At 39.7% G+C, this 25,039-nt stretch carries 23 protein-coding genes and 2 pseudogenes; 10 read left to right on the plus strand and 15 right to left on the minus strand.

The genetic code is table 11. The features are described from left to right. Window positions 1-3: 3 nt before the first annotated feature. Window positions 4-2,137: pseudogene (locus M2306_RS07020) on the minus strand (cbb3-type cytochrome c oxidase subunit I). A gap of 717 nt (window positions 2,138-2,854) precedes the next feature. Between M2306_RS07020 and M2306_RS07025 the strand changes: the two are divergent. From M2306_RS07025 to M2306_RS07055, 7 genes and pseudogenes are all read left to right on the plus strand, one after another. Further along, window positions 2,855-3,379: a c-type cytochrome gene (locus M2306_RS07025; RefSeq protein ID WP_002991908.1), complete on the plus strand. Its 525-nt coding sequence runs from the start codon at window positions 2,855-2,857 to the stop codon at window positions 3,377-3,379. Between the two features lie 17 nt (window positions 3,380-3,396). Continuing rightward, window positions 3,397-5,355, plus strand: a complete 1,959-nt coding sequence (nosZ, locus tag M2306_RS07030; protein WP_259188448.1) for a Sec-dependent nitrous-oxide reductase — start codon at window positions 3,397-3,399, stop codon at window positions 5,353-5,355. A gap of 79 nt (window positions 5,356-5,434) precedes the next feature. Then, window positions 5,435-6,043, plus strand: a complete 609-nt coding sequence (locus tag M2306_RS07035) for a hypothetical protein (RefSeq protein ID WP_115090128.1) — start codon at window positions 5,435-5,437, stop codon at window positions 6,041-6,043. Window position 6,044: 1 nt separating this feature from the next. Continuing rightward, window positions 6,045-6,482, plus strand: coding sequence for a nitrous oxide reductase accessory protein NosL (locus M2306_RS07040; protein ID WP_259188447.1), 438 nt, complete (start codon window positions 6,045-6,047; stop codon window positions 6,480-6,482). Window positions 6,483-6,510: 28 nt separating this feature from the next. Beyond that, complete coding sequence (gene nosD, locus M2306_RS07045; RefSeq protein WP_002991904.1) at window positions 6,511-7,764, plus strand: nitrous oxide reductase family maturation protein NosD; 1,254 nt, start codon at window positions 6,511-6,513, stop codon at window positions 7,762-7,764. Continuing rightward, a complete protein-coding gene (locus M2306_RS07050; RefSeq protein WP_002991903.1) occupies window positions 7,748-8,446 on the plus strand; it encodes an ABC transporter ATP-binding protein in 699 nt (232 codons plus the stop codon). Before nosD ends, M2306_RS07050 begins: the two co-directional genes overlap by 17 nt. Before the next feature lies 1 nt (window position 8,447). After that, window positions 8,448-9,231, plus strand: a pseudogene (locus M2306_RS07055) (ABC-2 transporter permease). Between the two features lie 243 nt (window positions 9,232-9,474). On the opposite strand, the gene M2306_RS07060 reads toward M2306_RS07055, so the two are convergent. Together M2306_RS07060 and M2306_RS07065 are read right to left on the minus strand one after the other, a co-directional pair. After that, a complete protein-coding gene (locus tag M2306_RS07060) occupies window positions 9,475-10,065 on the minus strand; it encodes a Crp/Fnr family transcriptional regulator (protein ID WP_115090125.1) in 591 nt (196 codons plus the stop codon). 101 nt (window positions 10,066-10,166) lie between these two features. Next, window positions 10,167-10,706 (minus strand): GNAT family N-acetyltransferase, encoded by a 540-nt coding sequence (locus M2306_RS07065; protein ID WP_259188443.1) that lies wholly within the window; start codon window positions 10,704-10,706, stop codon window positions 10,167-10,169. A 242-nt stretch (window positions 10,707-10,948) separates the two neighbouring features. Here M2306_RS07065 and M2306_RS07070 point away from each other — a divergent pair, with 242 nt between their 5' ends. Then, complete coding sequence (locus M2306_RS07070; protein WP_259188440.1) at window positions 10,949-11,419, plus strand: GNAT family N-acetyltransferase; 471 nt, start codon at window positions 10,949-10,951, stop codon at window positions 11,417-11,419. 157 nt (window positions 11,420-11,576) lie between these two features. On the opposite strand, the gene M2306_RS07075 is transcribed toward M2306_RS07070, so the two are convergent. From M2306_RS07075 to M2306_RS07105, 7 genes are all read right to left on the minus strand, one after another. Continuing rightward, window positions 11,577-12,860 (minus strand): TolC family protein, encoded by a 1,284-nt coding sequence (locus M2306_RS07075; protein WP_259188438.1) that lies wholly within the window; start codon window positions 12,858-12,860, stop codon window positions 11,577-11,579. 26 nt (window positions 12,861-12,886) lie between these two features. Continuing rightward, window positions 12,887-14,167: an efflux RND transporter permease subunit gene (locus M2306_RS07080; protein ID WP_498882798.1), complete on the minus strand. Its 1,281-nt coding sequence runs from the start codon at window positions 14,165-14,167 to the stop codon at window positions 12,887-12,889. Window positions 14,168-14,174: 7 nt separating this feature from the next. After that, window positions 14,175-15,983, minus strand: a complete 1,809-nt coding sequence (locus M2306_RS07085) for an efflux RND transporter permease subunit (RefSeq protein ID WP_498882799.1) — start codon at window positions 15,981-15,983, stop codon at window positions 14,175-14,177. 12 nt (window positions 15,984-15,995) lie between these two features. Further along, complete coding sequence (locus tag M2306_RS07090) at window positions 15,996-16,232, minus strand: permuted SH3 domain-containing protein (RefSeq protein ID WP_498882800.1); 237 nt, start codon at window positions 16,230-16,232, stop codon at window positions 15,996-15,998. Beyond that, a complete protein-coding gene (locus M2306_RS07095) occupies window positions 16,198-17,031 on the minus strand; it encodes an efflux RND transporter periplasmic adaptor subunit (RefSeq protein ID WP_498882801.1) in 834 nt (277 codons plus the stop codon). Before M2306_RS07095 ends, M2306_RS07090 begins: the two co-directional genes overlap by 35 nt. 122 nt (window positions 17,032-17,153) lie before the next feature. Beyond that, on the minus strand, window positions 17,154-18,041 hold the full coding sequence (locus tag M2306_RS07100; RefSeq protein ID WP_259188430.1) for a helix-turn-helix domain-containing protein: 888 nt from the start codon (window positions 18,039-18,041) through the stop codon (window positions 17,154-17,156). A 188-nt stretch (window positions 18,042-18,229) separates the two neighbouring features. Then, complete coding sequence (locus tag M2306_RS07105) at window positions 18,230-18,652, minus strand: hypothetical protein (protein WP_259188428.1); 423 nt, start codon at window positions 18,650-18,652, stop codon at window positions 18,230-18,232. A gap of 237 nt (window positions 18,653-18,889) precedes the next feature. Here M2306_RS07105 and M2306_RS07110 point away from each other — a divergent pair, with 237 nt between their 5' ends. Next, complete coding sequence (locus M2306_RS07110) at window positions 18,890-19,444, plus strand: Crp/Fnr family transcriptional regulator (protein WP_259188425.1); 555 nt, start codon at window positions 18,890-18,892, stop codon at window positions 19,442-19,444. A 67-nt stretch (window positions 19,445-19,511) separates the two neighbouring features. Continuing rightward, on the plus strand, window positions 19,512-20,735 hold the full coding sequence (locus M2306_RS07115; RefSeq protein WP_259188423.1) for an MFS transporter: 1,224 nt from the start codon (window positions 19,512-19,514) through the stop codon (window positions 20,733-20,735). Window positions 20,736-20,993: 258 nt separating this feature from the next. Here M2306_RS07115 and M2306_RS07120 read toward each other — a convergent pair whose 3' ends face one another. From M2306_RS07120 to trxB, 5 genes are all read right to left on the minus strand, one after another. Beyond that, on the minus strand, window positions 20,994-21,764 hold the full coding sequence (locus M2306_RS07120) for a class I SAM-dependent methyltransferase (RefSeq protein WP_259188422.1): 771 nt from the start codon (window positions 21,762-21,764) through the stop codon (window positions 20,994-20,996). Window positions 21,765-21,818: 54 nt separating this feature from the next. After that, window positions 21,819-22,373 carry a dihydrofolate reductase family protein gene (locus tag M2306_RS07125; protein WP_259188420.1) on the minus strand — a complete coding sequence of 185 codons (555 nt, stop codon included), beginning with the start codon at window positions 22,371-22,373 and terminating at the stop codon, window positions 21,819-21,821. 17 nt (window positions 22,374-22,390) lie between these two features. After that, window positions 22,391-22,789: a cytidine deaminase family protein gene (locus M2306_RS07130; protein ID WP_259188419.1), complete on the minus strand. Its 399-nt coding sequence runs from the start codon at window positions 22,787-22,789 to the stop codon at window positions 22,391-22,393. A gap of 28 nt (window positions 22,790-22,817) precedes the next feature. After that, a complete protein-coding gene (locus tag M2306_RS07135) occupies window positions 22,818-23,858 on the minus strand; it encodes an NAD-dependent epimerase/dehydratase family protein (RefSeq protein ID WP_259188418.1) in 1,041 nt (346 codons plus the stop codon). A gap of 157 nt (window positions 23,859-24,015) precedes the next feature. Next, window positions 24,016-25,020, minus strand: coding sequence for a thioredoxin-disulfide reductase (gene trxB / locus M2306_RS07140; RefSeq protein WP_259188417.1), 1,005 nt, complete (start codon window positions 25,018-25,020; stop codon window positions 24,016-24,018). Window positions 25,021-25,039 lie beyond the last annotated feature (19 nt).

Genomic DNA, 25,039 nt, shown 5'->3' on the forward strand with positions numbered 1-25,039 from the left:
CAATTAAGAGTTGGTAGTCGATTTCATTCGTTGTTGTACTTGTTCCAGGGCTATATCCGTCTGTATGAGTTCCTCGGGTTGCAGTGTACGTGTCATGCGATAAAAATTAAAAGCAAAAAACAGATGAGAAACCCACATCAGGGTTCCACCAATGGCACGCCATAACCAATAAGGCATCATGAGTTTGACACTTTCAATAAAGGGAGCATCCCCCCATCCAAAGGATACCACGTAGAGTTCCGCCATACATCAACGGAATAGAATAAAACAACAACCCTATCAGTGCCAGCCAAAAGTGCGCGCCTACGGTAATTTGAGGCGCTTCTTTTCCGGTTAACTGCGGTACAAGAGCATAAATACCACCCCAGAGTAAAAAGGCGATAATTCCATACATCGTCAGGTGCGAATGTGCCACTGTAAAATCGGTAAAATGCCAGAGGAGATTGGTAAATCGAAATGATTCGGCTGTCCCTTGTAAAGATCCTGTAAAGTAGAAGATAATCCCCACAACAAAGAAAGGAACGGTATAGCTATCTCTCATTTTGTGCCAAGCCCCTTTGAATGTCATCACAAAATTGGTTGTACCCGCTACAACGGGAATGACCATCCCTACACTCGCTACAATCGCAACCGTTTGCAACCACCAAGGAATAGCACTGAACACAAAATGGTGCGTTCCAATGAGCGTATAGAACAAGATCTGTGTCCAAAACGCCAAGATGCCCAAGCTATAAGAGTAAATGGGTTTATTCAACTGTTGAGGCACAAAGTAGTACACAATGCCCAAGGTAAATAACATAAACCACATCCCTACCGCTTGATGCATATAGTACCCTTGTACAATAGTTTCTCCTAATCCATCTTGCCAAAAAGGCAAATACCCCACGATTGCCACCACGGTAATAAAAATTACAGCCGCTACGATATACCAATTCGAGATATAAATTTCTTCTGTTTTGCGTTGTGCAATCGTTTGAAGGTAATTTCTCAAGGTAAAGTACAACCCCAAAGCAAACAGCAACATAATCGGCCATATATATTCTCTATATTCTCCTCCTCCATTGTTTATTCCCATCATCAAACTAATGGAACCAAAGAGAACCGAGGCATTAATCAAAATAAGCGAATACCAAGCCCAAGAATAGTTGGCCAAAGCAGTATTGCTAACCCGAGGAACGATATAGTATCCCAACCCAATCATCCCCAAGGAAGACCATCCCCAAAATACAGCATTGGTGTGTACAGGACGCAGTCTTCCAAAACTCAGCCAGCTGTTGTGATCAATATCAGGGGCAACAAACTTAATACCCAAATATTCCCCTACTGTCGTTCCTACGAGTAACCAAAAACTTGCAGTACCCAAAAACCAAAGAATAACTTTCGCCAATTGAGGATCAACAGTCAGTTGGGTTGCATTGCGTTTCTTCGCGGACACAACAGGCAATCCTTCTCGTTCTTGAACATGAATCAATCCGCGTTGATCAGCGGCGGCCTCATCGCTCAGTAGCGTTTCTCGAGAAAGCGTATAGTCCAAAGCCTCCTTGCGCTGCATGAAAACTTCTAAATCTTCTTCTGACAAATTTTCAAAGTAATGCACCAGGTGGTCGATATCTTGCTTGACCATCTTTTTTCTTTGATTCTGAATCAAACGGCGAACTTGTATCACCATCATCCATACACCCAAAACAATGGGAATCAAGAGTAAACCAATGGTGATTAAAATTCCAGGTTCTTGAAGCAACGGCCGATCTTCTAGCTTCATCGACGTCTGCGCCCAAACAGCGGGCATACAAAACAAGCCCAAGAACAGCAATAAGCCGTGTTTTTTTGATCGCAAAACAAGCAACAGTTTTTTGATTTGCTGGGGCGTTAAACGGATAAATGGCCGAGCATCCTTCCCTAGCAGTTGGGTTTTATTTTGCTGATACGCCTGCAGCAAGCTCTTCGCTTCCATATACAAAAATCCACAGGCAAATACCATCAGCATTCCCATAACCACTAGGAACAAGATGGCGGTATTACTCCCATTAAACGCAAAAGAAATAGGTTGCATCGTTTGCGTCTCAACCGCTATTGCTGGTGTAAAAAACAACGCGCTAAGCGAAACAGAACACTCCGTAAAAAAGACAGTTTTCATTCTAAGTATGTATTACAGTTGATTTCAAAGACAAGTTTACCCTAAAGAAGGATGCTCAACTAGGAAGTATAAACCCCTATTTTATAGTGGTTTCCCTCTTCCTTCTCTGGATCTCCTCCTTATTTACCTTCAAAGGTATAGCTCCACTGCACTATAGGTATGGTGCAGATTTTATAAAAAGGAATAGACCAGGTAGGGGTGAGGTTTGCTCTTTGTGAGGTTTGCTCTTTGTGAGGTTTGCTCTTTGTGAGGTTTGTGCTTTGTGAGGTTTGTTCACCCTACCACACCTCTTTTTACACCCAGTAATCACCCCGACGAAGGAGGGGCCGCATCCCGCGCTCCCAATCTCACCTCCTTATCTAGTTACTTGGCAAATTGCCTTTTGCCACTACGGAATTTTACATCACACACCTCCTCTTCAACTCACCTCCTTATCTAGTTACTTGGCAAATTGCCATTTGCCACTACGGAATTTTACATCACACCCCCTCATCAACTTACATCCTTATCTAGTTACTTGGCAAATTGCCATTTGCCACTACGGAATTTTACATCACACCCCCTCACCAATCTCCCCCACCCTTAACCAATAACCCTTAACCCATAACCAAAAAAGACAATTTCCTCTTTTATTTACACACTTGTGATTTGAATCATAAAAAACACCTACAAGAAGGCGGTAACTTTGGGTTAAAATAATATCTAAACTATATCAAGATGAAATCAAAAGTCCTATCATTTATGCTACTTGCAGGCTGTTTAACACTCGTATCATGTGGTGATAAATCGGCAAAACCTATGTCAGAAGAAAGTGTAACAACGAATGAAAGAAAAATAGAAACGACAACTCCTACCCCATCGAGTTCAGCAACCACAGATGCAGCCAATGCACCTGCTTCTGAGCGAATTGATTTAGTAAATAAAGGGAAAGGGCCAATCAAAACGTTAATGCTGGGTGATATTGATCAAGCCATGGCAGCAAAAGGTCAAGAAGTATTCAAAACCATGTGTACTGCTTGTCACAAACCAGACAAAAAGTTTATTGGACCAGCACCTAAAGGCATTTTAGAGCGTCGTACGCCAGAATGGGTAATGAACATGATTCTAAACCCTGAAAACATGCTGGAACACGATGCCTTAGCACAAGATTTACTTAAAGAATTCAATGGTGCACCAATGGCGAACCAAAACCTGACAGAAGAAGAGGCTCGCGCCGTACTAGAATATTTTAGAACACTGTAACCTTAATAACATCAAGTATGAAAAAGTTTATAAATCTCACTTTAGTCAGTTGTCTGGTTGGACTTACCTTCATCAGTTGCAACAAAGTTAAGCAAAACAACAAAGGAGCGCTTTCCTCCAATGCAGCTGAAAAAGTGTATGTAGCACCTGGTGAATACGACGAATACTATGGTTTCTTTTCGGGGGGATTTAGCGGCCAATTATCAGTATATGGATTGCCTTCAGGGCGATTATTCAAAGTAATTCCGGTATTCTCACAAGATCCAGAAAAAGGCTACGGCTATAGTGAAGAAACAAAACCCATGTTGATGACTTCCCATGGTTTTATTCCTTGGGATGACTCCCACCACCCTGATATTTCTCAAACCAATGGGGAATTAGATGGACGTTGGATTTTCATCAATGGAAATAATACTCCTCGTATTGCTCGTATTGATTTGGAAGACTTTAGTACAGCCGAAATTGTTGAAATACCCAATAGTGCAGGAAATCACAGCTCGTCTTTTGTAACGGAGAATACCGAATATGTAGTGGCAGGAACTCGTTTTTCTGTGCCTATTCCACAACGCGATATTCCAATTAAAGAATACAAAGGAAACTTTAAAGGAACCTTATCCTTCATTAAAGTAGATCAAAAATCAGGAGAAATGGATTTGTCTTTCCAAATTCAGATGCCTGGTTTTAACTATGACTTATCACACCCTGGGCGTGGTAAATCACACGGATGGTTCTTCTTTACAACCTATAATACCGAAGAAGCGCATAGTTTACTAGAGGTAAATGCTTCTCAAAACGACAAAGATTTTATTGCTGCGGTAAACTGGAAAAAAGCAGAGGAATACATCAAAGCAGGAAAAGGGAAAAAAATGCCGGTGAAATATGCACACAATAAGTTTGACAATGCGACGCATACAGCAACGCATACCATGAAGGAGGAAGTGCTTATTTTAGATGCGAGTGAGTTTCCTGATTTGGTGTATTTATTACCTACGCCAAAATCACCCCATGGATGTGATGTCGATCCCTCAGGAGAATACATCATTGGAAATGGTAAACTCTCAGCTAACTTAACGGTGCACTCTTTTACCAAAATGCTAGATGCCATCGAGAAAAAGAAATTTGATGGAGAAGCTTATGGTCTTCCAATTTTAAAATTTGAGGATGTATTGGCTGGTGTAGTAGAACAACCTGGATTAGGTCCTTTACATACTGAATTCGATGGCCAAGGAAATGCATATACAACCTTCTTTATTTCTTCGGAAGTAGTGAAATGGAAATTGGGTACTTGGGAGATTATTGACCGCAAACCTACCTTCTACTCTGTTGGACACTTGATGATTCCTGGTGGAAACTCAAGAAAACCAGACGGAAAATACTTGGTAGCGATGAATAAAATTACCAAAGACCGCTATTTACCTGTAGGTCCAGATTTGAACCACTCGGCTCAGCTCTATGACATTTCTGGCGATAAGATGGAATTATTACTTGACTTCCCTACGATTGGAGAACCGCACTATGCGGCAGCCATTAAGGCAGACAAGATCAAGGATAAAGCCCGACAGATTTATAAGCTAGATGAAAACAAACACCCGTATGCGGCAAAATCACCTGCCGAAACAAAAGTAACGCGAAACGGAAAAGAGGTACACATTTACATGACGATGATTCGCAGTCACTTTACACCGGATAATATAGAAGGAATTAAAGTAGGAGATAAAGTATATTTCCACGTGACCAACTTAGAGCAAGACTTTGATGTACCGCATGGAATCAGTATGTTAGGTGCCAATACAACCGAACTCTTAGTTACACCTGGAAAAACAGAAACCTTTGTATGGGAACCAAAACAAGTTGGAGTTTGGCCGTTCTATTGTACGGATTTCTGTTCTGCTTTACACCAAGAAATGCAAGGTTACGTACGCGTATCTCCAGCAGATTCTACACTTCCTCTTTCTTGGTCTTTAGATGGTGAATAACAAGTAATATAAAGCCGCTTTTTAATCTTAATTCACAAAAGGACAGGCGTAAAACCCTGTCCTTTTTAAAAAGAAAAACATGAAAAAATCCTCTATTTTAATGATAGTGGGGGCTAGTTTACTCCTATCCTTATTCTATTTTCCGCTATGGAACATTGAACTTGGAGCTCCACAATATCCTATTCCCTTGGGAATGAATATTTATATTGATGGGATTAAGGGTGTAGGAGAATTTGACCTTCAAAATATTGACGGTTTGAATCATTATATTGGGATGAAAACCATCCCAAAACCAGAACAGATGTGGGAATTTACTGTGTTCCCGATTGTAGTGGCCTCCATGGCTATCCTCGGTATTGCCTTGGGGATTGGGGGATACTTCAATAAAGTAAAACCTTCTTTCTTTTTGGGTTGGCTTGTGCTTATGGCCGTTTTAGGAATTGCAGGGATGTATGATTTTAACCTTTGGTTGATTGATTACGGAAGTGATTTAGATCCACATGCCATCATGAAGATGGTCGATGCCCAAGGAAATCCTTTAACCTATGAGCCTCCGTTATTTGGTCATCGCAAAATACTAAATTTTGACGCTTATTCTTATCCTCATCTTGGGGCTTACCTCATGGGATTCGGATTGCTGCTTACCTTCCTCGCTTATGTGCTGGGAATTAAATCTAAAAAAAAGTAATATGAAACCATTCGCTTATCTTATCCTTCTTGTACTTTTTGTTTCTTGTACCGTAAAAGTACAACCCATTGAATATGGCACGGATGATTGTGACTTTTGTAAAATGGGAATTGTCGATAATAAACACGCCGCTCAATTGGTAACCACCAAAGGCAAAAATTATAAGTTCGATGCCATCGAATGTATGTTGCATTATATCGAACAGCAAAATCAACCCCTCACCGTCTATCAGCATCTTTTGGTTGCCGATTTACTCAATCCAGGGGTCTTGATTCCAGCAGAGGAAGCGAACTTCATCATCTCTAAAAACATTCCGAGTCCGATGGGTGCTTTTTTATCTGCTACAAATACCAAAGAACAAGCCACCAAACTATTGGAAGAATATACCGGCGATCACTATACATTCGCTACGCTTCGTCAACAATTGTCTCATCACTAATCTACTTCGTCTATAACCCCTTACATCTATGAAAAACACACTTAAAATTGCATGTGCTATTATTTTACTTGTACAAGGATGGGGAACAATTGCCAAAACCATTACCGTTCACCCACAAAAAACGGTAAATACGATACAAAAGGCTATTGCATTGGCTGAAGATTATGACCTCATCATTGTAGAAGCAGGAACGTATAAAGAAACGGATATCCGCATTACGAAACCCCTCACACTACTGAGTAAAAATGCGATCGTCGATGGAGAAAACAAAGGCGAAATCTTTATCATTCAAGCCGATTACGTCACCATCAAAGATTTTACGATTATCAATGTTGGAACGAGTTACATCAAAGATTATGCGGCCATTCGCGTACGAGAAAGCAAGCACTTTATCATTGAAAACAATACCATCAGGGATTTATTCTTTGGTATTTACCTTGAAAAATCAAAAGAGGGTAAAGTAATATCCAATAAAATTTACGGCAAAGCCAAGAGTGAATTTAATTCAGGCAATGGGATTCAGCTGTGGTACTGCAACAACATCGAAATCAAAAACAATTATGTAGAAAGAGTACGAGATGGAATCTACTTGGAGTTTTCTAATTATTGTACGATACACAACAATATCAGTAAAAACAATGTTCGTTATGGATTGCATTTTATGTTTTCCAACCATGATGTGGTTACGAATTGCTCGTATACCAACAACGGAGCTGGTGTAGCGATTATGTTTTCTAAATCCATGAAGATGAGTCACAATTTATTTAGTGACAACTGGGGCTCTGCCGCCTATGGTGTGCTCTTAAAAGAGGTCAACGATACTGAAATTAGCTACAATGTGTTTAAAAATAACACCACGGCAATTAATATTGAAGGATCGAACCGCGTACAATATACCCACAATGATTTTATCAGTAATGGATGGGCACTAAACTCTAGAGGAGCAAATTATCAGAACCTCGTGAATCACAATAATTTTTTGAATAACTCTTTTGATTTACTCTATCAAGGACAGCTCAACCAGAATAATTTTGATTCTAATTACTGGAGTAATTACACGGGGTATGATTTGGATAAAGATGGAATTGGGGATGTACCCTATCGCCCAATTAAACTCTTCTCTTATATTGTCAATAAAACACCTGAGTCCATTATTTTTCTCCGCAGCCTATTTGTGGATATCATAGATTTCTCAGAGAAAGTATCTCCTGTATTTACGCCTGATAATCTAGTAGACGCCAAACCTTTCATCAAACAAATTCAACATGATAACGATAACTAATTTACATAAGAGATTTGCGGATAACCAAGTCCTTCAAGGGGTTGATCTCACCATTGACCAAGGGGTATTGGCTATTTTAGGTCCGAATGGAAGTGGTAAAACAACGCTAAACAAGTGTATTTTATCAATGGTTTATCCGGATCAAGGCACCATTGAAATTAATGGACAAAACATTGCCAATCAATGGGAATATCGAAAAAACATCGACTATTTGCCTCAAATTGCCAATTTTCCAAACAACATCACCGTTATAGAACTCATTCAGATGATTAAGGATCTACGGGATGATAAGGGAAAAGATCACCAACCGTTGATTGACTTGTTTAAGCTCTCTCCTTTTCTCAACAAGAAACTGAATAAGTTGTCTGGAGGAACCAAACAAAAGGTCAATCTCTTGTTGACGTTTATGTTTGACAATCCTATTTTGATTCTCGATGAACCGACAACAGGACTTGATCCTGCTGCTATGATTACCTTGAAGCAGCTCATCCTCAATGAAAAACAAAAGGGAAAAACAATTCTTGTTACTTCTCATATTATGAGCTTTGTGGAAGAAATATCCGATCAGATTATTTTTATTCTCGAAGGAAAAATATACTTCAAAGGCACCATTGAGCAGCTAAAAGAATCCACGCAACAAGATTCTTTTGAACACGCTATTGCTAATCTTTTAATCGATTAATATGCTTAAAATTCTAAAATATAGTTGTTACGACTTAATGCGCAGTAGATGGAGCTACTTCTATTTAGGCTTTTACTTGCTCTTGGGATTTGTCTTGTTATTTTTGAATCACGATATTGGCAAGGCCATTATTACATTAATGAATATCATTATTGTACTCGTTCCGCTAATCAGTACAATTTTCGGAATCATGTACTACTATGACTCCAAAGAGTTTACAGAGCTTTTATTAGCGCTACCCATTAAGCGATCTTCCATCTTTATTGGGACAATACCTCGGTGTTGCGCTATCATTATCGATGAGTTTATTAATCGGATTGGGTATTCCTTTTATTTGCTATGGTCTCTTTGAATCGGATATCATCTTTGAGTTTCTCTCCCTCCTTGGGATTGGTGCTTTCTTAACTTTTATCTTTAGTGCACTGGCCTATAACCTAGGGTTGAGAAATGAAAACAAGATCAAAGGGTTTGGTCTAGCCATCCTCTTGTGGTTGTTTTTAGCGGTTATCTACGATGGTATCTTCTTGAGTATCTTAATGGTTTTTGGCGATTATCCTTTAGAGAATATTTCTCTTATTGGAACCATCCTCAATCCCATCGACTTATCGCGTATTCTCATCTTACTCAAACTCGATATCTCTGCGCTATTAGGCTATACAGGAGCGGTATTTAAAAAATTCTTCGGCAGTAGTTCTGGAAGTATTATTTCTTTTCTACTCTTATCCCTCTGGACCTTACTTCCTATTCTATTGATTTATGTAACAGGGAAGAAGAAAAATTTTTAAGAAGGGTGAGGCGGTGTGAATGGTGAGGGGGGGAAGACGGTGTGAAGGTGAGGCGGTGAAATCGGAACGCAGTGGAGATTCATCGAATACGAAAACAAATATAAACCCATGAGATAGACGGTGAGGCGGTGTGAATGGTGAGGGGGTGTGATGGTGAGGCGATGAACAAACCTCACAAAGAGCAAACCCTCACAAAGAGCAAACCTCACAAAGAGCAAACCTCACAAAGAACAACTCCTAACCCTAAAAAAACAACTTCCCTTTTTTAATTCGAATTTGTTGTTTGACTTCAATTTCCTTAATAGTTCGGATGACCGTTTCTACGCGTAGTCCAGTCATATCGGCAATTTGTTGTCTGGTTAAATCGACCTGAAATTCCTTTTGATTGGCGTTGCTTTGGTCTTTGATGTAGTGAAGGAGTGTTAGTATTCGTTTTTCTGAATCATTAGACGAAATCTCAGGGGCCATAATCGACTTGTAGTACAAACGAGAAGAAAGCGCTTGTAAAATAGCAAAACAGCTTTTCTTTTCGTTTTCCAACAAGGTAAAGAAATCACATTTACTAATGAGGAGGATACGCGTGGGTTGTAAGGTAACGGCATTGGCAGGGTAATTCACGGCGCAAAATAAAGGAGGTTCGCCGAAACTTTCTCCATCAGTAAACAGCCCTTGGATGAATTCCTTGCCATCTTCATTGTAATTATTCATTTTGACTTTTCCTTGTACAATTTGGTAGTAGTATCGCGGTTCCTCTCCTTGAGAAAAAACCGTTTCATTCTTGTCAAATTCTTTGATAAAACCCTGATAACGAAGTAAAATACTTGGATCAATCATAGTAAAGTGGTATTGGATGTAAATACTTCTAAATTTACGACTAATTTCAGGGATAACGACAAAAAAAGAGCGATAATCTGAGGATTACCGCTCTTTTCTATTTATTTTCTCTTTTCAAAAGATGCTTTATCTAATCGATACCAATGATGGGGAATTCCGTCTAAATCAAACGTTTCTAAACGCACAAAACCAAGCTTGTTTAAGATATTATTCGATCCATCATTACCACAATCCGCCGTGGCAAATACTTCTTGAAAACCAAGTTCTTTAAACCCATAGGCTAAGCAAGCAATCGCTCCTTCTGTCGCGATTCCTTTTCCCCAGTATTTCTGACGCAAGCGATAACCCAAGTCATAGTAATGAGTGTGTTTATTGGTTTCTTCCGTTTCATACTTAAATCCCGTCCACCCAATAAAATCTTGCGTTTCCTTATCAATCATCGCCCAACGTCCAATACCGTTATCTACATACTGTTGACGGATAAAAGCGATTACCTCAGCTGCTTCTTCTTTACTTTGTACGGGGTGATTTCCCAAATAGAGGTGCACTTCTGCATTGGAATCTAAATCAAACATCCCTTCCACATCTGTGGATAATAATTCTCGAATAAGCAATCGCGAGGTTTCTATTATATGTTCCAAATTCTTAGATTTTTAAAATTATGACCCCTCGTTTCCATACATCATACGAAACGAACGAGGTAGATTCAGAACAAAAATACAAAAAAAGAGCTGTTTTTTTGATGGGAAATTCACGGGATACCCCACTACTTGACCTCCTTTTATTTTTAATGGACCAACGCAGTTCGTATAATCGTTGATATAAATGCGCATTTTTCAAATCAAAATCCTAAATTTGAAGGTTAACCTATTCAATTTTATTGATGATTAGACTCGCACATCACCTTGATTTAGCTGCCATTCAGCAGTTGTATACCCTACTCTTCAAAGGTATGGGAGAATTAGAACCGGCCTATATGAAAAAAGCTATCCAAGACAAAGCTTTTGTAGAAAGTGTCATTCGTGGGGAACAAGATTTTGCTTTATTTGTTGTTGAAGATGAGGGAGCCATACAAGGATTCGCTATTGCACAACTGCAAAACAGTCCGCCTTACAATGCCTTTGTACCTCAGCGCTGTGTATACTTGATGGATTTGGTGGTTCATCCTACTACTCGCGGTAAAGGATACGGTAAAGCCTTAATCCAACACGTTAAAGAATGGGGAATCGAAAATCAGGTGGATTATTTCGAATTGACCGTATTGCATCGCAATCAACAAGCTATTGCCCTTTATGAAAGAGAAGGCTTCCTGCCTTTTAGTCAATCCATGCGCATGCGTTTGGATGCAGAATAATGCAATAATTAAACCCGTAATCCAGTCAAAAAAGCAGTGAAATACCTTCATACAAAAAGGCATGATCCTCCCGGTCATGCCTCTTTTCTCAAACCAAAATATCCATGAAAAAGATAATTTTTCCTTTTTAATTGAACGAGTGAATCCTCCTTCGTCCTTACAAGATGCGATTCAGATTTGCCAACTGAATCAAATAGACAATCTTGGCTTCAATCACCTGACTAAACGCTTCTTGCCATAAGGCATTGGCCTCCAACACATCTTTGCTTACAATGGTGCCTGCTTCAAAGCGATCTTGAACAATACGTCTATTCTCTGTACTCTGCTCCAAGGCAAGTTCTGAAGATTTCAAATCTTCTCGCGCTTGGCTCACTCCTATTTCTACATTTCGCACCTCCAAGTACAAGAGCTCTTTCGTTTGTTCTAATTCCTCTTCTGCAGCTAAGGCTTTTAAGCGTTGTTCTTTAGCCTTTGCCCCTCGTTTCCCCCAATCAAATACGGGAATTTCAATACTGACCACCCCAACATAGGAAGTCAAATTATCTTTCCCATTGGTGAAATTAATACCCTCTCCAAAACCAGAGATTCCAATCATACTCAAGGCAACCGTTGGATAATACTCCGATTTGAGCATCTTCGCTTGTAGGTTTTCCAAGTGAGTTACTTCTTCCAAAATCTGTATTTCTGGACGAGCTAAAATTGAATTCTCTCGTTGTTCATCCGAGATTAGCGTGGTATACTCCGTCATATCCAAGCGATAGTTTACCTCTATTTCTTCACTTTGATCCAACCCAATGAGTTGTTTTAATGCTAATTGAGAGAGATACTGTCCATCTTGTACTTTGGTTAACCCTGCTCTAGCATTCGTTAAAGCCACTTGTACTTTGAGCAGATCATTCTTATACGTTAGTCCCACTTCATAACTGTTCTTAACATCTTGTTCCAACGCTTCTAACAACGTAATATACTCTTGGGCTAACTTTTCTTTCTCTTGTAATTTGACTACCTCATAATAGGTTTTCTCTGTTTCAAACAAGACCTCTCTTTCTGTCATTGCGACTGTTTGAGTCGCTATATGTTGTTGAGATTTACTTGCTTTTACTCCATCTCTTAGTTTACCCCCTGCATATAAGGGTACACTTGCCGATACCATTGCATTGGCCATTTTTTCGGGTATCAGACCATTCATGGCTCCTCCTAAAGGATCGCCTAAATAAGCACCAGACACCGAGGCATCAAGCATGGGATAGGCACTTAATTTAGCCGCTTTTATTCCTTGATTTGCTGCATCGACTTGTCGTTTTGCTTTGGTTATTCTTCTATTATTATCTAGGGCTAACTGCTTACACGTTGCCAATTCAAGTACTTTAGAATCTTGTGCAAAAGAAGTTAATGTAAACAGAAAGCCTAGAAATATGATATAATTGCGATTTACTCTCATGATTTTCTTTTTTAATGTTGAACGCATTACTGTTCGTGTTGCGGGACATACTTGGTAAATCGATAGTATAAAACCGGTACCACAAACAAGGTCAGTACCATAGATACAATCAATCCAAAAGCAAGTACACTTCCCAAGGGTGCCCACATCGGGGATTTTCCAATAATCATTGGCAATACAGCTACAGCTGCGGCTGCGGAGGTAAGGAAGATTGGTCGCATGCGTCGTTTTGCGGCAGCTAGGGCTGCTCCACGGCGGCTATATCCGTGATCGCGAACTAATTCATCCGCATAATCGACAATGATAATTCCGTTTCGCACCACAATTCCAATCAAACTAATAATACCCATAAAAGCCGTCATACTCATTGGATTTCCCGTCACCCATAAACCTAAAAAGGCACCGAGTAAACTCAAAGGGAAAGTAGCTAAGACAAACAGCGACTTGCCAATTGTTTTGAATTCCATCATCAGAATCAGGAAAATCAAAACCAAGCTCACTCCTAACGCTTTCATCATCGCTGGTCCGTTTTCTTCCGATGTTTCCATATCACCACCGTATTGAATTTTAATTCCATGTGGCAAGTTAATCGCCTCAATTTCCCCTTTTACATCCGCCATAATAGAAGCCGCTTTAATGCCCATTTGCGTTTCGCTATTTACTTCTAGCGTACGAAGTCCATTGCAATGTGTAATCACACCGGGAGTCCATTGTGGCTCTACTTGTGCCACTTCACTCAACGGAACGGCATGCCCAAAAATAGAAGGCACATAAATTTGTGCAATATCCCCTAAATCCTTTCTGTTCTCCTCTACAAAGCGCAACTGTACATCCACGGGTTTATCTCCTTCGTAAAATCGCGTCACTGGTGCTCCTTTTGTTCCAGTTCCCACCGTTTGCACAATAGACGAATTCAATACACCATAGCGTTCAGCTTTATCTTCTAACGGAACGATGTTCAACGAAAACAAATCCTCTTGGTAACTCGTGCGTACCCAATTTGTCCCTTTGTGGCGTTTCAATATTTGTTCAATCTGATCCGCTACTATTTTTTGATTTTCTATATCCTCACCAATAATGCGGATGGAAATAGGTGCTCCTTCTTGTAAACTAAGTTGACGCAAGCGTACATACCCCTCTTCCAAATAGGAGTCAAACTGTGGCAAATAATCTTGTACCACTTGATTGGCTTCTTTGGCATCGTGGGTTGTAATGAAAATCTGCGCATAATTTTCTCTTGGAATTTCTGGTGAATACGTCACATTAAAACGAGGAGAACTCATCCCAATAAAACTAGCAATACTCACTACACGTTCATCCTTTTGGAAAATAGCTTCTACTTCTTTGGCTACTTTTATCCGTTTCTTCTAAGGAAGTTCCCGTTGGCAACCACAATTCCACATTAAACTGTTTGGTTTCACTCAACGGATAAAACTCCTGCTCTACTTGAGAAGCAATTCCCAGTGCCAAAACAACAGAACCAATGGCAATAACATAGGTGTATTTCGGATGTCTAAACGCCAAGGCAATTCCCTTATTGAAATAATGCTGTAAGTAATCCAATACATTCTTTTTCTTCTTTTCTTTCTTTTTACTTCCTGTTTCCTCTGGGCTATGTAATCCCTTCTTAATGAAGATATAACAAGTCAAAGGCGTAATAAAAAACGAAACAAAAAGAGAAGAGATTAAGGCAATGGCAATCGTTATAGGCAAAGCCATTAAGAAATCCCTTGCAATTCCATCCATAAAAAACGGAATCGGTGCAAAAGCACAAATAATAGCTGTAGTAGCAGAAAGCACTGGAATCGTTAATTGTCTAGCCGATTGCCAAGCAGCAGTCCAAGGTTCAATACCCTCATCGAGCTTTTCGACGTAATTATCGACAATTACAATGGCGTTATCAATCACCATCCCTAATACAATCACCAAAGCAGCTAAGGATACTTGATGCAACTCAATGCCAAACAAACTCATGATTCCAAACGTAATAACAAATGAAATCGGAGCAGCGATTGAAGCAACAGCAGCCACGCGGAACGGTAGTAATAGCACAACAACCAATACACACGCACCAATTGCCATAACAAACTCGGTCATAAAGTGAGAAACACTCAAATCCACAGCATCGGGCTGACTAACAATCGTATCAATTTTAATGTCTTGCGGCAATCGCTCTCCTATTTCTGCTAATTTCTGATCAATTAACGCCCCAAACTCAACGATGTTATTTCCACTTTGCATCTCTATAGCAAGCATCAATACTTTATCTTCTCCCATGCGGATAAAGGACGTGCGATCTGTATACGAACGTTCTATTTTAGCCACATCTTGTAGGCGCACTACTTCCCCATTGGGATGAGTATACACCATCAGGTTTTCAATATCGCGTTGGCTTCCAAGTTCACTGGTCGTAAAAATAAGAATCGTATTGTTGAGCATTTTTACTTCCCCTGAATACATGGTTAAGTTCTGCGCTTGTAAAACCGAAACAATTTGCGCGGCCGTAATACCGTAATCCAGTAACTTCTGGTTGTTAATCTCTACGCTAATTTGCGGCTGCTGAAGTCCCGAGCGATTAATCTTAGCCACCGTTGGAATGGTTTTTAACTCATCTTCTACCTGATCCAAATACCCCTCTAATTCACTATAATCTTTCGTGGGTGACGAAAGGGACAAAATCAAAGCGGTAACATCTCCAAAACTACTGTTGACAATCGGCCCAATACTTCCCTGAGGTAAATTGGGCATTACTTCTGTATTCATCCCGTGTTGTAACGTTGCCCAGAAGCGCTTTCTATCTTTGACCTCCGTACGCAAACGCACCGTAATAAATGTCTGTCCAGCTTTGGTTTCAGAGGTTGTTTTCTTTTTGTCTATCTCCTCAAACGTAAACAAGTATTGTTCAATCTTCTTGGTGATTTGCTGTTCCGTTTGATACACATCTGCTCCGGGATAAAAAGAGACCACCATTGCAATGGGCATCTCAATATTGGGGTTTTCTGCTCTGGACATATGCTTGACTGCATAGATTCCCAATCCCAAGAGTATTACTGCGAGTGCTAACGTCACTTGACGATATTTCATCGCAGCTTCTATTATATTTATCTTTATCTTTTTTGACATAATCCTTTTCTTTTATTGCGCAACTACCGCGCCTTCATATAACTTAGCGCTAGCCGTTGTCACCAGGCGCTCTCCCGCTTCCAAGCCCTGTTGAATGATTAATTCACTTGATCCGCGTACTTGTGCCACTTTCACTCTTTTTCGTACTACCCCTGTAGAACTTCCATCCAACACATATACATGGGTAACGCCATTCTCTCCAATCTGAACGGCACTAGCCGAGATGATAATTTTGTTCTTGTGGTTCATCTGCTACCCACACATCTCCTAACATTCCTCCGAGTATTTCGCGGTTTTGATTGTCCAAACGCACCTTTACACGATACGTTCGCGTTACTGGATCAGCTTGTGGATTGACCAAATCAATAATGCCCTGATATTCCTTTTGTAAAGAAGGGATGTACAAACTCGCTAGCTGTCCTTTTTTAAATTGGTTAATTTCACTTTCGGGAACATTAATTTTGGCAAAAACCACAGCTAAATTGGACAAGGTAAATAGTGGTTGTCCTGGAGCAATCACCATGCCCTTTTCTGCCGCTTTCATCGTAATAATACCGGAGAAAGAAGCCGTTAAGTTGGCGTCTTTCAACTGTTTGGCATTGATGTTTTTATTTGCTTGGGCTTGAGCTAATTTGGTCTTTACATCTAAATAATCGCGTTCAGGCAAACTTCCCTTCTCATAAAGCTTGTGTAAACGCTGATATAAATCCACCACTTGATCGTAGCTCACGGCTGCAATTTGATAGGTATTTGCATACGCTTGATCATCCAATTTTGCCAATACTTGTCCGGCGCTAACTGTTTGTCCTTCTTTGACATAAACGCCTGTTATTGTACCCGGAACTGCAAATCCTACCGTTGCCATTTGGTCGGGTTCTAAGGTAGCAGCATACGATTTGGGATTGGCAATCTTGACTTTTTTGACTACTTGACTTTTTACTTGTATAGCAGTCGGAGGTGCACTAAGATTTGATTCTTTTTTTGCACAACTCATTGTTGTTAACAGCAAGGCAGCAAAAACAGTGCCTCTTACTAAATTCCTTTGCATAGTACTTGATTATTTATTCTTTAGCAAAGGTCAAGTAAAGTCAAAGCTCCCAGAAGGGGAAAACTGCTTCTAATTTGGTATAAATTTCTGTTTTTTAATTAAAACACAAGAGACAAAGGACTTTATATTGGTTCAATTAACCTTTTTTGAAGTTCCTCGCGATATGCTTTAGGAGATACATTCGCTGCATTTTTAAAATACTTGCCAAACATGGATTGGTCATTGAAATTCAACATGGTAGCAATTTCATAGATTGGCACCGTCTGATCGGCTAATAAGTACTTCGCTTCGTGAATAACAATATCTTCAATCAGCTTTTTAGCCGATGAACCGTAATATTCCTTAACTACTTCAGATAAGTATTTGGGAGTAACGAATAGCTGATCGCTGTAAAAAGACAAGGTTCTATTTTGCTTCACGTGTTTTTTAACCAATAAAAAGAAATCCATAAATAGTTTTTTCTTTACTGTTGGCTTTTCATCAATCAATTGGGCATACTTGGTAACCATGCGAACCAACTCATAAAAAAACACTTTAAATAGTGCTTGTAGGCTATCTATGCGGTAAGCATAACTTGGATCAAGCTGAATGTACGTATCTATCATCTGAATCACTTCTTTGATACGCGCTAATTCTTCTGCTGGTAAGTTCTTGATGGGATAAAACTTCCTCGCAAAATAATAGGTAATCAATTGCGTAAATTCATTGCTAAACTCTAAGGGAATTGGCATATTGGATGCAAAAGTAAGCATCAGTAATTCGAATTCTTCAGAGTATTGCGGATAGGCCGTGAAAGGAATAAAAGAACTGACAATGAATACGGAGTTCTCCTCGAAATTATGGGTTTCTTGATCGTATTCAATGGAGATGGTTCCTTTTTGTAAAATACAAATGGAATAACTATCAATACGCGAATCGAGATAATTGAGTACATCGTCAATAGCATGCGTATTGTTTTGATTCGCATGCAGAACGCTAACACCTAATTCTCTAAGATTTACATCTAACATAGTTTCCTCCTTACCTCATCAAAAATAAACACTTTAATTGAAATTCGTATCCGAAAGTCAAAAAAGTCTAGGAATAGTTTATGCTGTTTCTTTTTGTTCGATGCAGATAAAAAAAACGTCCAGACAAGTTCATCTTATCTGGACGTTCGACTCATAACATAAAAAATAAAAATAACTGGTTGTTTGTTTTAGACTCCTTTATTTTGTTGTTCATTTACTTGTTCTACTTCTGCTTTGGCTAGGGCTAACGCTTCTTCATACGTTTCAACTACAATCAGCTTATGTCCCCAATATTTTTGAAAAATAGGTTGAAAATCAATCGCTGCTTGACGTTTGATTGCATCGGGTTCCACTTGAATCATCGCTAAAACGTTTGCTGAGAGTGCTACTCTATTTTGTTTCATCCAAAGGTTCATCTTCTTCATATGCGCTTTATCGCTCTTGGTTTCCTCCACATCTGGAGCACTCACTTCATTAATCATGACAAATTTTTCTCCTCGTTGAAGTAAATTCTCATAATCTATAAAATATTGATCTTGGTTCTTTTCCTTTTGTGTAGATGCGATAGATACATGCACAATTGGAAAATCGACTGCATTGATTGTACTCATGATATTTTTTTAACAAAGGAAGCAGTTTAAACACCTAGAGGCAATGGATATAACTTAGAAAGGAGTGGACATTTCAAAGGATTTCAGTGGATAAACAAAATCAAATTTTACAAAACACAAAAAATAAATTAGCTAAATTCAGTACATTTACGGTTAACCCTTAACTCCTAACCCTTAACCCTTAACCCTTAACCCTTAACCCTTAACCCTTAACTCCTAACCCTTAACCATTCCCCCATGCAAAGACTTCTAACCCATCTTTCTGAAAAATACAACATCGATGCAACTGCTTTAACGCTATTGCTTTCTAAAATGGAATACATTACGTTTGACAACAAGCAAACCATTTTAGACAATAGCAACACAAAATCAACCTTTTACATTCTTTCTAAGGGTATTTGGAGAGCCTATAAAGTAGTAGATGGGGATGAAAATACCTTGTGGTTTGAACGTTATAGCGATGTTATTTACAGTGAGATTGCACCAAATTACCTGCTTGAATCTGTGGGAGAAAGTGAGGCTTATCGCATGGATAAAAAGGACTTAGACGAACTTTGTTTAGCTTCGCATGACATCTCCAACTTAATTCGCATCTTGATTGAAAAATTCTATTTTGACGTCACGCGTATTTCTGTTGATTTGTCCCACCAATTGGCGAAAGAGCGCTATCTCTCGATGTTAGAAAATGATCCCGAGCTTTTTCAACTCGTTCCCCAAAAATACATCGCCTCTTTCTTGGGGCTTACTCCCCAATCTTTAAGTCGACTACGCAGAAAAATTTTGGATAAATAACCGAAGTTACCAAATGGTAACGTAGCTCTAGGGATAAACTTTTATTCTTGCAAAAAAAAGTTTTACCATGACGCAGGTTTATGATGTACAGCACTGGAAACAGAAATTTATTTTAATTTGGACGGGACAAACCTTTTCCATCTTGACGAGTTCAATTGCTCAATTTGCACTTGTTCTTTGGATTGGAATGGAAACAGGATCCGCCAAAGTATTGGCTTATGCCACTATTGCAGGTTTATTACCTCAAATTCTTTTAGGCCCATTTGCAGGGGTATTTGTGGATCGTTGGAACAAAAAAATAACCATGATTGCTTCGGATAGCTTTGTGGCGATTTGTTCTGCTCTAATTGCCTTGCTTTTTTACTTGAATCTACTTGAACTTTGGTCCATCTATGTACTCTTGGCTCTTCGTTCGATTGGGGGTGCTTTTCACTCTCCCGCGATGAAGTCAACGGTACCGATGCTCGCACCGAAAGATCAATTGGTCCGCGTTGCAGGAGTCAATGAAGTCATACAATCCATTTCATTCATTAGTGGTCCCGCATTGGGAGCCTTCTTACTGTTGCAGTACAATATGACCATCGTGATGTTATTGGATGTGGTAGGTGCGTTTATTGCGTGTGTGATGTTGTTATTTGTTTCTTTTCCTAAAGTGAAAAAAGTAACGGAAACTACAGCGTCTGTTTATAAAGATATGGTAGAAGGTGGTCGCGTAATTCTAAAAAACAGGCCGATGTCTTGGTTATTATTTTCTGAAATTATCGCGCGATTCTTCATCTTTCCTGTTGTAGCTGTAACGCCTTTGGTTACCCTAAACTATTATAAAGGAACTCCTTATCAAGTTAGTTTAGTGGAGATTCTCTTTGGTGTTGGGTTGCTATTGGGTGGTGGTTTATTAGCTGTGCTCAATCAACATTTTAGAAAAATATCGCTAGCCATTGTGGGGTATATCATCCTCGGACTTGCTCTTTTGGTGTGTGGTTCACTCGCCCCGCATTTGTTTATTGTATATGCTGTGCTGACTGTTTTTCAAGGAATTGCAGTTCCACTTTATGAAGGTTCTATTACAGCCTTGATTCAAACGCAATTCGAATCCCAATACTTAGGTCGAATCTTTGGCTTAATCGGTAGTATTTGTCAAATACCCGCAATCATAGGACTCTTATTTACCGCTGAATTGGCTGATCAATTCGGCGTTCAAAATGTATATGTAGCTGGAGGTATTGCCTTGTGCTTCTGTGCGGTATTAGTGGGAAGTATTAAACGAGTTCGACAGCTGGAGGGGGAATAGTTTAAGGGGGAATAGTTTAAGGGGGTATTTGTGAGGTTTGTAAATCGAGGGTTTGATCGATTAAAGATGATTGTTGCAAAAAAACAAAAAAGCTTCGTGCAAAAAAGCATTATGTGAGCGCTGGATGCGACCCTTCGTTGCCTCAGGGGCATACTGGGTGTGGATTATGAGACGATGAGAAATTCTTCTTTAATCGACAAATCTCACAAAGCACAAACATCACAAAAAACAAACATCACAAAGAGCAAAACACAAACATCACAACGCCCCCTTCCCAATATACAACAAGGTATCATATCGAAATATTACCTTACCGTCTTCTTGGTATTTAGCAAAGAGTGTAGCTATTGCTTCCATGACTTGCTCGTAATTTGCGTCTCCTTCTTTAGGAGCATAGGAGGATGACTTCAAGCGTCCTTTTAGTTCTTCCAGATCGAAAACTTGTTGGTTATACAACATCTCTGTTTGCATGATGCGCGGAGCTAAAAATGCACGAATATCTTCTAGGTCGATATTGCGGTGTGTCACTTGACTATATTCTGGAATTAAATCACGCATTAACTGTTCATATTCTTGTTGCAGTGGATCAAGTCTACTGCGTTCATTCCAAGCGAGAACAATCACCCCTGTAGGTTTCAGGATTCGGTTAAATTCTACTTGTGCTTTTTCAAAATCAAACCAATGATAAGCTTGTCCGCAAAAAATCAAATCGATGGATTGCGTCGCCAAATTGGTTTGTTCTGCAGTTCCTTCCAGGGCTTTAAAGTTTTTAGCCCCTTGAAAGAACACCTCACTGGCTTGTCTCATTTCTTTACTGGGCTCTACACCATAAACAATAGCATCTGCCTCAATAAAACGCTGAGATGAAAATCCCGTTCCACTACCAATATCTGCAATAACAAATTGAGGATTTAACCCGACCTCCTTTTCCAATCGGTCAATCATCTCTACGGGATAGGTTGGTCTATAGCGAACATAATCGGCTACGCGATCTGAAAATCGCGTAGTATTTGATTTTTGGATTTGCATTACAATTAGGTATTTAAGTGGATATCTTATAAAGATACGACTTCTCTTTTTGATTTACCTTGTTTGTTCTTCTTTTCTTTTCGTATAAGTCAAGACGACCATCCCTGTTTTAAAGGTTTTGGTATCCGTAAGTTCCCAATGAGAAGGCAAACTCCCTTCAGGGAATAAACGAATACCTGCTCCGAGTAATTTTGGGGTAACTGACAGGATCATTTGATCTAAAATTTCAGCATTTAATGCCATTTGAACTACTTGACCTCCTCCAACGAGCCAAATATCCTTTCCTGTCTCTTGTTGTTTTAACTGTTGAATCGTCGTTGTGATATCTGTAGATAATACGCTTGTTTTTGGACTTTCGATTGTCAATTGTTTATTCGACGTAATCACGTGGGTTTCTTGTTCCATATAAGGCCAAGGAAAACCAAAATCTAAGATTGCGCGATAAGTAGCGCTCCCCATTATGCAGGTATCAATAGTCGATACAAAATCTTGGTACCCGTAATCCCCAACTGTTTCATCCTGAAAATCATCTAAAAAAGCTACACTTCCATCAGGTGAGGCAATGTAACCATCCAAACTCATCGCGATATATAAAATAACATTTCTCATTTTTCACACTTTCTTTTTTACCAATGTTTCACTACATGAGGCTTCCAATCTGCTGGTAGTAGTGACTCTAAGGTTACAATAGTGTCTTCATTAATCATGACTTGGGTTTGGTTGTTTTCTTGTGTGAGCTGACTCATCAATTCACGACAACGCCCACATGGTGGTACAATTGTGCCTGAATCTGTTACAGCGATTACTTTTTCAATTCTTACTTCTTGATGCTTGAGCATTTCTGCTACAGCCCCATGTTCTGCACAGAATCCCATAGAGCAAGCCGTATCAATACTAATACCGACATGCACTTTGCCTTCTGCCGTTAAAATAGCTGCAGCCACAGAGCCACAAGCAACAAAATTATTAATCTCTCTGTGCTTTGCATAAGCTAAAGCATGTTCTTTTAATACACTAAATTCCATGGATATTGTTGTTTATGATTGTTGTTGATTAGCTAATTAATCCGTACTGTTTTGCATATTCCTCTTCAAGCGCATAATTAAATTGCTCAAATGGATATGCAGCTAATTGGGGGTAGTTCACCTGCCAATTTTCACCCGCTGCTTGTTGAAGCAATCCTCCGATTGCATCCAATACGGCTGTCTTATAATTTGGGAGTACCTGATGATCTGCTGCAAGTAGTTCTTTTGATACGGTTGTATCCAATAAAAAAGGCCCAGGCACAGACCAAGGAGATACACCTACCCATTGGTAGGGAGCCTTCGCTGCTGGTATAGGGCTAATTTTCCCTTCGTATCCCAAATAATCAGCAATACAGGTGATAATCTCATATACGGTTAAGGGGTTTTCATCTCCTACATTCACTATAGCCGCTGTTTTATGGCGAAAGGCGGCGAAGCCTACTTGAGCCACCAGCTGAGCTGCTGTGGTATGAAATAAACTTGTTCCTTCGTAGGTAATAGGAATAAATGGACGTTGATCTAGTATGCGCTTCACTACCCACCACTCTCGTGGATGATGCGTAAAACGCCCATAAATAGCACAAGGTCGTAGAATAGTAAAGGGAACCTGTGCTTGTTCTAACAAAACATTTTCTACCGCCACCTTTTGTGTCGAATAGGTCTGATTGCCAGGAGCCACTCTCGCTTGTGTTTCTACAATCGGTTTCTCAAATAATGGAAAACCGTGTAAACCCGCTTCATCTAAGGTACGTCCTGCTATATCTGCATAAACACTAGAAGAAGAAATAACCGTCAAATGACCGATATTACTTTGGTATTGCAGCAGTTGCACGACATCTTGGGGATGAAAGGCTAAAAGATCAATAACCCAATCCGCACCCTCTTTTAGAAGTTGATGGAGCCCTTTTGAATCCTTTCGATCGAGACGACAATGTTGAGCCTTAGCTGCTTCAATGGCATAAGGCAAGTCTGTACGAGAAACGAGTACCAATTGGCAGTCTCTTTGACTTAATTCGCGATAAAAAGCATAGCCTAGTTGTCCAGAAGCACCAATAATAATTACTTTCATTCCGTTGTATTTCTATTTGAAGCCAGCACGAGTACTCACTAATTCAAAGATAAAAGCTTTTCGGGAACTCACCTTCATTTATATGACCAATCCTCAGAAAATTCATCAAAAACAAGCTAGGTTATGCCTTTTTATGTTAGACATCAGCATCCCTACATTAAAGCAGTAATGCTTCTTGTTGATATAGTTCTTCCTCCTCTCTGTGCATAGGTACACAGTAAAAGCCATTTTTAATCAGGCGGTTAGCCAAAAATTGTTGGGTGTCAATGGCAGCCATACATCCCGTTCCTGCAGCAGTAATGGCTTGTCGATACACCGTATCTTGAACATCCCCACAAGCCTGAATGCCAGGTATATTGGTATAGGTACTACCTTTTTGTGTACGGATGTATTCTTGTGCGTCCAAAGCTAATTTATTTTTAAAGATATGAGTATTCGGTTGATGTCCGATGGCAATAAATACCCCATCAATCGCTTTCACTTCTCGCGTATGGGATGTATTATCCAGCACTTCGACCCCAGTTAATTGGTCTTGATCTCCCAAAAGTGCCACAACTTCCTTATTAAATTGAACTTCGATATTGCTATAATTCGCTAATCGGTCAATTAATATTTGCGAAGCGCGCATATAATCCTTGCGGACCAGTACATACACTTTACGAGCTAATTCAGCAAGGAAAAAAGCCTCTTCAATCGCCGTATCACCACCCCCTACTACGAGAACGTCTTTTCCTTTATAGAAATAACCATCACAGGTTGCACAAGCTGAAAGTCCTTTGCCAAAATATTGTGTTTCATTCGGCAAGCCCAACCACTTTGCACTAGCCCCTGTGGCCACGATAACACTGTGTGCATAATACACTTCCTCTGTATTGGTAATCAACTTAAAAGGGCGGTCATGGGTATCAATTTCCTCAATCGTTTGGTAGATAATCTGTGTACCAAATCGCTCAGCTTGTTCCTGTAAATCAGTCATCAATTCTATTCCTTGTATCCCTTTGGGATATCCAGGAAAATTATCCACATCTGTCGTTTGGGTCAGTTGTCCGCCCAACTGAAGACCTGTGAACATAAGGGGTGTTTTTCCATATCTGGCCATATAAATCGCTGCAGTATACCCTGCAGGACCCGATCCAATAATAATACAATCGTGAATATTCATCTTGTCTATAGATTTAAAA

It is taken from the genome of Myroides gitamensis, assembly GCF_029894455.1.
Classification (GTDB): Bacteria; Bacteroidota; Bacteroidia; order Flavobacteriales; family Flavobacteriaceae; genus Flavobacterium; species Flavobacterium odoratum.

Excerpts from the sequence above, each read along its gene's own strand:
- nosD (WP_002991904.1), top strand. The coding sequence starts at position 6,511 with ATGAAAAACACACTTAAAATTGCATGTGCTATTATTTTACTTGTACAA.
- M2306_RS07025 (WP_002991908.1), top strand. The coding sequence starts at position 2,855 with ATGAAATCAAAAGTCCTATCATTTATGCTACTTGCAGGCTGTTTAACA.
- nosZ (WP_259188448.1), top strand. The coding sequence starts at position 3,397 with ATGAAAAAGTTTATAAATCTCACTTTAGTCAGTTGTCTGGTTGGACTT.
- M2306_RS07130 (WP_259188419.1), bottom strand. The coding sequence starts at position 22,789 with ATGGAATTTAGTGTATTAAAAGAACATGCTTTAGCTTATGCAAAGCAC.
- M2306_RS07100 (WP_259188430.1), bottom strand. The coding sequence starts at position 18,041 with ATGTTAGATGTAAATCTTAGAGAATTAGGTGTTAGCGTTCTGCATGCG.
- M2306_RS07060 (WP_115090125.1), bottom strand. The coding sequence starts at position 10,065 with ATGATTGATCCAAGTATTTTACTTCGTTATCAGGGTTTTATCAAAGAA.
- M2306_RS07075 (WP_259188438.1), bottom strand. The coding sequence starts at position 12,860 with ATGAGAGTAAATCGCAATTATATCATATTTCTAGGCTTTCTGTTTACA.
- M2306_RS07105 (WP_259188428.1), bottom strand. The coding sequence starts at position 18,652 with ATGAGTACAATCAATGCAGTCGATTTTCCAATTGTGCATGTATCTATC.
- M2306_RS07120 (WP_259188422.1), bottom strand. The coding sequence starts at position 21,764 with ATGCAAATCCAAAAATCAAATACTACGCGATTTTCAGATCGCGTAGCC.
- M2306_RS07115 (WP_259188423.1), top strand. The coding sequence starts at position 19,512 with ATGACGCAGGTTTATGATGTACAGCACTGGAAACAGAAATTTATTTTA.
- M2306_RS07050 (WP_002991903.1), top strand. The coding sequence starts at position 7,748 with ATGATAACGATAACTAATTTACATAAGAGATTTGCGGATAACCAAGTC.
- M2306_RS07085 (WP_498882799.1), bottom strand. The coding sequence starts at position 15,983 with ATGTCAAAAAAGATAAAGATAAATATAATAGAAGCTGCGATGAAATAT.
- M2306_RS07070 (WP_259188440.1), top strand. The coding sequence starts at position 10,949 with ATGATTAGACTCGCACATCACCTTGATTTAGCTGCCATTCAGCAGTTG.
- M2306_RS07095 (WP_498882801.1), bottom strand. The coding sequence starts at position 17,031 with ATGCAAAGGAATTTAGTAAGAGGCACTGTTTTTGCTGCCTTGCTGTTA.
- M2306_RS07135 (WP_259188418.1), bottom strand. The coding sequence starts at position 23,858 with ATGAAAGTAATTATTATTGGTGCTTCTGGACAACTAGGCTATGCTTTT.
- M2306_RS07090 (WP_498882800.1), bottom strand. The coding sequence starts at position 16,232 with ATGAACCACAAGAACAAAATTATCATCTCGGCTAGTGCCGTTCAGATT.
- M2306_RS07125 (WP_259188420.1), bottom strand. The coding sequence starts at position 22,373 with ATGAGAAATGTTATTTTATATATCGCGATGAGTTTGGATGGTTACATT.
- M2306_RS07035 (WP_115090128.1), top strand. The coding sequence starts at position 5,435 with ATGAAAAAATCCTCTATTTTAATGATAGTGGGGGCTAGTTTACTCCTA.
- M2306_RS07040 (WP_259188447.1), top strand. The coding sequence starts at position 6,045 with ATGAAACCATTCGCTTATCTTATCCTTCTTGTACTTTTTGTTTCTTGT.
- M2306_RS07110 (WP_259188425.1), top strand. The coding sequence starts at position 18,890 with ATGCAAAGACTTCTAACCCATCTTTCTGAAAAATACAACATCGATGCA.
- trxB (WP_259188417.1), bottom strand. The coding sequence starts at position 25,020 with ATGAATATTCACGATTGTATTATTATTGGATCGGGTCCTGCAGGGTAT.